The sequence below is a fragment of the Absicoccus sp. genome, assembly GCF_034090965.1.
GTDB classification, from domain to species: Bacteria; Bacillota_I; Bacilli_A; order Erysipelotrichales; family Erysipelotrichaceae; genus Absicoccus; species Absicoccus intestinalis.
In genome coordinates this window covers 41,820-48,697 of the sequence record NZ_JAXDRQ010000052.1, presented here as the reverse complement: position 1 = coordinate 48,697, position 6,878 = coordinate 41,820, and the positions used below count along the sequence as shown (strand labels likewise).

General features: G+C 40.0%; 7 protein-coding genes. 4 read left to right on the top strand and 3 right to left on the bottom strand.

Translation table 11 applies throughout. The features are described from left to right. Positions 1–364, top strand: a 364-nt coding sequence (locus SOS22_RS07470) for a Cna B-type domain-containing protein (protein ID WP_320596827.1), incomplete at its 5' end; no start/stop codon positions are given. A 73-nt stretch (positions 365–437) separates the two neighbouring features. On the opposite strand, the gene SOS22_RS07465 is transcribed toward SOS22_RS07470, so the two are convergent. The 3 genes from SOS22_RS07465 to SOS22_RS07455 all read right to left on the bottom strand — a co-directional run bounded on the left by SOS22_RS07465 (position 438) and on the right by SOS22_RS07455 (position 2,349). Next, positions 438–1,022 (bottom strand): hypothetical protein, encoded by a 585-nt coding sequence (locus tag SOS22_RS07465; RefSeq protein WP_320324940.1) that lies wholly within the window; start codon positions 1,020–1,022, stop codon positions 438–440. Continuing rightward, positions 1,009–1,491 (bottom strand): RNA polymerase sigma factor, encoded by a 483-nt coding sequence (locus SOS22_RS07460; protein ID WP_320324939.1) that lies wholly within the window; start codon positions 1,489–1,491, stop codon positions 1,009–1,011. Before SOS22_RS07460 ends, SOS22_RS07465 begins: the two co-directional genes overlap by 14 nt. 102 nt (positions 1,492–1,593) lie before the next feature. After that, complete coding sequence (locus SOS22_RS07455) at positions 1,594–2,349, bottom strand: polyphenol oxidase family protein (RefSeq protein ID WP_320324938.1); 756 nt, start codon at positions 2,347–2,349, stop codon at positions 1,594–1,596. 90 nt (positions 2,350–2,439) lie between these two features. On the opposite strand from SOS22_RS07455, the gene SOS22_RS07450 reads away from it, so the two are divergent. Genes SOS22_RS07450 through SOS22_RS07440 form a run of 3 tightly spaced genes read left to right on the top strand, consistent with a single transcriptional unit; the run spans position 2,440 to position 6,810 of the window. After that, positions 2,440–2,877 carry a MarR family winged helix-turn-helix transcriptional regulator gene (locus SOS22_RS07450; RefSeq protein WP_320324937.1) on the top strand — a complete coding sequence of 146 codons (438 nt, stop codon included), beginning with the start codon at positions 2,440–2,442 and terminating at the stop codon, positions 2,875–2,877. Positions 2,878–2,879: 2 nt separating this feature from the next. Then, entirely contained in the window at positions 2,880–4,988 is a 2,109-nt protein-coding gene (locus SOS22_RS07445; protein WP_320596826.1) for an ABC transporter ATP-binding protein, read from the top strand. After that, the gene (locus SOS22_RS07440) at positions 4,981–6,810 is read left to right on the top strand and encodes an ABC transporter ATP-binding protein (protein ID WP_320596825.1); all 1,830 of its coding nucleotides are present in this window, start codon (positions 4,981–4,983) and stop codon (positions 6,808–6,810) included. Before SOS22_RS07445 ends, SOS22_RS07440 begins: the two co-directional genes overlap by 8 nt. The last annotated feature ends 68 nt before the right edge of the window (positions 6,811–6,878 follow it).

Sequence of the window (6,878 nt, the reverse complement as noted above, 5' to 3'; positions counted from 1 at the left end):
AGCCAAAGAAGTAAAGGTACATCTGCTGGCCGATGGCAAGGATACGGGAAAAACAGTAATCTTAAATGCGGACAATAACTGGAAAGCAAGTTTTAATGATGTGGATGCATATCAATCGGGAAAGAAGATCCAGTACACCGTCAGTGAAGACAAGGTCGATGGCTATACAGCTTCTATCAGTGGAAATACTAAAGACGGATTTGTGATCACGAATAAACATGTAGTCGTTGATACAACTGTTAAAGAAAAACCAACTAAGCCAAAGAGTACACAGACAGGTGTACCAATGAATATGCGTGTGTATTCTATAATGGCAATTCTACCTTTAATAGGTATCATCCTGTTAAAACGCAAGTACTCTTAATGATTTCGATTAGCTATATAGGCTTTACATAGGCAATAGCTGAAAACGATAGCGGTTTTTCCGCTATCGTTTTTTAGTTGGAATGGAACTCATTTGGTAAGACATATCGGTTTTCACTGGTTGCTACACCACCCGACTTTACAACCGTGACATACAATGTCTTTTTGCCATCTTGTAAAGTGATATAGGCATAGGTATCATGAGCCAATTGATCGGTAATATCATATTTTTGATCTTTATAATAAAGATACATATGTCCATCTATTTTTTCCGTGGATACCATGTTTGCCTGATCTTCCATAATTTCTTCTGGCGTTAAAGAGCGTGAATGACCTTGGGCATCCATAGCTACACCACCGCCACTTTGTATGGCTTTTCCATTCGAATCTTGGATCGTGTAGGTTCCTTTATTTTCGTCAATGGTCAACGTCGCATCTGTCAATTCTCCATGTGTCCAGATTTGGATCGTTCTTTGTATGCCACCAATATTTGCCGCATAAATGGTTGAAGTGCCTAGGATCAGTACCATGAATGCTCCCGCAAATGCCCATTTTTTAGGCCGTCTGGTTGCTCTTCTATCGTCCAAATGTAGTGTAAAGTTAGGCGATGTGTGTAACGATGAAAAAGCTCGTTTATACCATTCTTTATTCGTCATCATGCCAATCCTCCTTTAATTGATCTTTTAACATGCGTCTTGCACGAAACAAACGGTTTTTAACAGCGCTGGGCGTTGCTCGTACCAATTTACTGATTTCAACTACAGAATAGTCTTCATAATAGTACAAATGGATCACGATCCGATATTTTGTTGGTAAGGATAAAACGGCTTCTATTAATCTTTGATCATCGGATACGGGAGGAGATGTTCCCCACATAGAATCAGGTAAATATACGCGCTTTTGTGACCAGAATGTCATCCGCATATTTTTAGCCTTATTGATGGCGATTCGTAAAAGCCAGGCTTTGATATGTTTTTCATTTTCAAAATCACGTGTTGTCAATACATATTGATAAAACGTTTCTTGGACGATATCTTCGGCATCTGCAGCATTTCGGGTAATACTAAATGCTGTACGAAAGATGCAGTCTTTATAAGTTGGTACCAGATCATCGATGGGAATTTTCATTGTCTTTCCTCCTTATTCAAGGGCCCTTTCACTATATATACAAATGAAGCTGTTTTTTGGTCTCAAAAAAAACAGCCCTTTTTTTGGGGCTGTCAACCAATCTTATTTCTTGATATAGGCAAAGGTGAAATGTTCACCGGTCGTCTTACCATCACGACGATAAGAAAAACAATGTGGATCTGGTTTTGTATCATAGGTCGAAGGATAAATGTGGGTAATTCCATATTTTTCTAACATTTTGATATTCATACCTTGATTATCGATATACGCTTTATGATTGGGCATATATCGGATACAACCATCCATATCAATATGGTTGTCTTTCAATTGATTAACTACTTCCAAACCAACCTCTAAGGTCTCAAATTGAAGACTCGGACTAAAATAGGCCCTGGTTGATGCGGGATGCAAAAGGTTTTCTTCCAATAATTGATGAACGGTCTTATCGGTAATGGCTTGTACGGTTCCTTTCCAACCAGAATGGATTGCACAAATACAAGGTGTTGCTTCATCAATCAACAATAAACCGACACAATCGGCTGTAAATACACCAATCAACGTTTGTGGTTCTGTCGTATAGATGGCATCCACACCCATGATCGAAGTGTCTTTGGAATAGGCACCTTTGGACCAATCCGCCTTGGTGATGCGATAAGACTTGTTGGTATGTTTTTGCCACGGCAAAGCCCAATGATCCAAGGAAAGGGTTTCTTTTTCTAATTGTTTGCGATTCTGTAGGATGGCTTGTGGATCGATACATACATGTAAGGCCATGTTGTTCGCTTCCGGACAAGAGATATCACGCATGGTTGTGGCTGCATAGATCCGATCATCATTTTGATAAATAATTTTGTTCATATTAGTATTCTAACAAAATCGAGTTGAAATATGTATCGGAAAGTAGTAATGTTTAAAAGTAAATCATTTAAAATGAAACGAGGTAGTTCTATGGAAGACTATGAATTTTTATCTTGGCGAAAAATCAAACAGCTCATCAAGAAAACGGTGGATGCTTTTTTAAAAAAACACGATCTAAAAATGATCGATGTGATCTTGATGAATGGATTGTATATCCATCCCGATGCAGATACCCTAAATGATCTGAGCGATGCATTATGTGTCAATAAAGGACAAGCTTCTCGATCTATGGATTCTTTAGTAAAACGAGGATATGTCACCAGTGAAGTTGATATTGCGGATCGGCGATTGATCCATTTCGCATTGACAGAAAAAGGGCAACAATTAACCAAGGAATTGGATGATGTACGTCAGAAAGGGATCCAAAAAATAATGGTAGGGATTCCTGAAGATAAAATACAAATATTTATCGATGTTTTACATCAAATCAATCAAAATATAAAAAGAATCAGTAAAGAAGGGGAATAAATATGGTACGAATGTTTCGATTTATGAGGAAGAATGTGATCTGGATATTGATCATTTTTGGCTTGTTGTTAGGACAAGCCTATTGTGATCTATCTCTCCCTTCCTATACTTCTAAGATCGTGGATACCGGTCTTCAACAAAAAGGTGTAGAAGATGCCGTGGCCGATAGCTTTCGTCCGGAAACGATGCAAAATCTTCTGTATGTTTCTACCGAAAAAAATCAAAAAACGATTGAAGATGGCTATACCTATTCAAAGAAAAAAGACATGTATGTTGTCAAAGATTTGGATACCAAATCCCACGACCATTTGAATGATGTGTTATCCAAAGCCGAAATGATGCTTTATATTATGGAAAAACGAAATATTCCGGTTCAAATGATACCGCAAGTTCAAATGCCACAAGTACGCAAAGAAATCAACAAACGTTTAAAAGACTATCCCGATACGATGATCACACAAGCGGCTATCTTATTTGTGCAACAAGAATACAAAGCCCAAGGCGTAGATCTCGATCAGAAACAAAGCGACTATCTATGGAATACCGGAAAGAAAATGATCCTTATGGCTGTAGTGGCAATGGTTTGTTCCATCTTGGTTGCTTTGCTGGCCAGTCGAATTGCGGCTGAATTGGGAAAAGACCTACGTAATAAGACGTATGAAACGGTATTAACGTATTCCGCTAAAGAAATGAATCAATTTTCAACGGCCAGTTTGATCACGCGAAGCACCAATGATATCCAACAAATCCAATTGGTTGTCACCATGATCTTTCGGGTGGTCTTATATGCACCTATCTTAGCCATTGGCGGCATCATCAAAGTGCAGCAGACCGGTTCGTATCTGAGTTGGATCTTGATCGTTGCCGTGGGTGTCTTATCCGTGGTAATGGCGATCTTATTTGGCGTGGTGATGCCAAAATTTAAGATCCTACAAAAATTAATTGACCGCGTGAACTTAATTTCCCGCGAAATTCTTACGGGAATTCCAGTGATTCGTGCTTTTTCAGCGGAAAAGTTTGAAGAAAAACGGTTTGATCAAGCCAATCAGGATCTAACGAAAACCAATTTATTTGTCAACCGAGCCATGTCTTGTATGATGCCTTTGATGATGTTGATCATGAACGGCATCAGTGTTTTGATCGTATATTCAGGTGCACATGGCGTGGATGCTGGAAAACTGCAAGTCGGAGATATGATGGCCTTCATTCAATATGCGATGCAAATTATCATTGCGTTTTTGATGATCAGTGCCATTGCGATCTTTTTACCAAGAGCGAATGTGTCGGCCAATCGAATCAATGAAATTTTAGATACGAAATCGTCCATCATTGAACCGGAACATCCACAAACACCAGAAAAAAAGGGCAAACTTGTCTTTGATCATGTTTCCTTTAGCTATGGTCGTGCCAAAGAAAAAGTCTTGGATGATATTAACTTTACGGCACATCAAGGGGATACTATTGCCCTGATTGGTAGTACCGGATCCGGAAAATCAACCTTGGTCAACTTGATTCCCCGTTTCTATGATGTAACGGAAGGGTCGATACAAATGGATGATGTAGATATTCGCCATATGCAACTAAAAACCTTACGGGATCGCATTGGTTTTGTCCCACAAAAATCGGTGTTATTTTCCGGCACGATCGCATCGAATTTGCGGTTTGGTAAAAAAGATGCATCCGAATCGGAATTGTGGGACGCCATCGATATGGCACAAGCGGAAGATTTTGTGCGTGAAAAAGAGCAAGGCATTTCTTCTCATATTTCACAAGGAGGTTCCAATGTTTCAGGTGGACAAAAACAACGATTGGCTATTGCTCGTGCCATCGTCAAGCATCCTGAATTTTTAGTGTTTGATGATAGTTTCAGTGCACTGGATTTTGCGACGGATGCCCGTTTACGAAAAACATTGAAAGAAAAAGCAGCCGATGTCACAACGATTATCGTGGCCCAACGAATCAGTACGATCATGCATGCCGATCAGATTTTAGTTTTGGATCATGGCAAAGTGGTCGGACAAGGTAGTCATGAAGAATTGATGGCAACATGTGATGTGTATCAACAAATCGCACAATCGCAATTATCACAGGAGGAATTGGCATATGAGTGATCGTCAACCAAGACAGAACCATGGTCCAGGTCGTGGCCGTGTCGTTGAAAAACCAAAAGATTTTCGAAAATCATTCGCGGCATTGGCTCACTATATGATGCGTTATAAATTTCGCTTGTTGGTGATGGTGATCTGTGCCATATTAGGAACGATTTTTACCATTGTAGGACCCAAGATATTGGGACAAGCCACGACGGAATTATTCAATGGCTTGGTTCGCAAAGTACAAGGAAAAGGGGGTATCCACTTTGATACGATCGCGGCTATTTTGATTCGTGTCATGATCCTATATGCGGTGAGTGCCTTATTCTCTTTTATTCAAGGCATTGTGATGGCGGGCATTGCGAATGATGTCGGTTATAATTTACGAAAAGATATTTCAACCAAGATTAATCGGATGCCATTGAAATATTTTGAAAGCCGTCCTTATGGTGAAGTACTATCTCGCATCACCAATGATGTGGATACGCTTCAACAAGGCATCAACCAAAGTATCACCCAATTGATCACAAGTGTCACGACCATTATCGGCGTTGTCATCATGATGTTGTCAATCAATGGATGGATGACCTTGGCAGCACTTTGTATCTTACCGGTATCCATCGTGATCGTTGCTTTTGTGATGCATTATTCCCAACGGTATTTCCGTGACCAACAAAATTATTTGGGTGATGTCAATGGCCAAGTGGAAGAAGTGTTTGCTGGACAAAATGTGATCAAAGCATACAATCAAGAAGAAGAAGTCTTACAGACGTTTAAACAGGCCAATGATTCTTTGTATGAAAGTGCTTGGAAAAGTCAGTTTTTCTCAGGCATGATGATGCCAATGATGCAATTTATCGGTAATGTAGGCTATGTCATCATTGCGATATTGGGTGGTTTTTTAGTCATTCAAAAAGCCATTGAAGTAGGGGATATCCAATCGTTCTTCCAATATATCCGTAACTTTACGCAGCCGATCCAACAAATTGCGCAAATCATGAATATGTTACAATCCAGTACCGCAGCCAGTGAGCGGGTCTTTGAATTCTTACAGGAAGAAGAAGAACCACAAACCGTAGAAGATCCAACCGATCCAACCCATTTAGATGGGCAAGTGACATTTGATCATGTACGATTTGGGTATGATCCGGATCAAGTCATCATTCATGATTTTTCCGCAAAAGTTATGAATGGCCAAAAAATTGCGATTGTTGGGCCAACCGGAGCCGGAAAGACAACCCTGGTCAAGTTGTTGATGCGATTCTATGATGTCAATAGTGGAAGCATTTCCATTGATGGACATGATATTCGTACATTTGATCGCAATGGCTTGCGTTCCTTGTTGGGCATGGTCCTTCAAGATACATGGTTATTCCATGGCACGATCATGGAAAATATTCGTTATGGTCGTTTGGATGCCACGGATGAAGAAGTCATGGCCGCGGCCAAAGCCGCTCATGCCGATGAATTCATCATGCAACAGCCGGATGGCTATCAAACCGTATTGGATGAAGAGTCCAGCAATATCTCACAAGGACAGAAACAATTGTTGACCATTGCGCGGGCAATATTGGCTGATCATAAGATCTTGATCTTGGATGAAGCCACTTCCAGTGTGGATACACGAACGGAGGGATTGATCCAAAAAGCGATGGACCATTTGATGGAAGGTCGAACGAGTTTTGTGATTGCACATCGTCTATCTACGATCAAAGATGCCGATACGATCTTGGTCATCAATAATGGAGATATCGTTGAACAAGGAAATCATGAAGAGTTGTTGAAAAAGAATGGTTTCTATGCGAAATTGTACAATAGTCAATTTGAACAAGTGACATAAAGAGGGAAAATCATTCTCTCTTTTTTTTATCAACTTTTTAGCACTTTTTAGTTGACGGTGCTAATTAT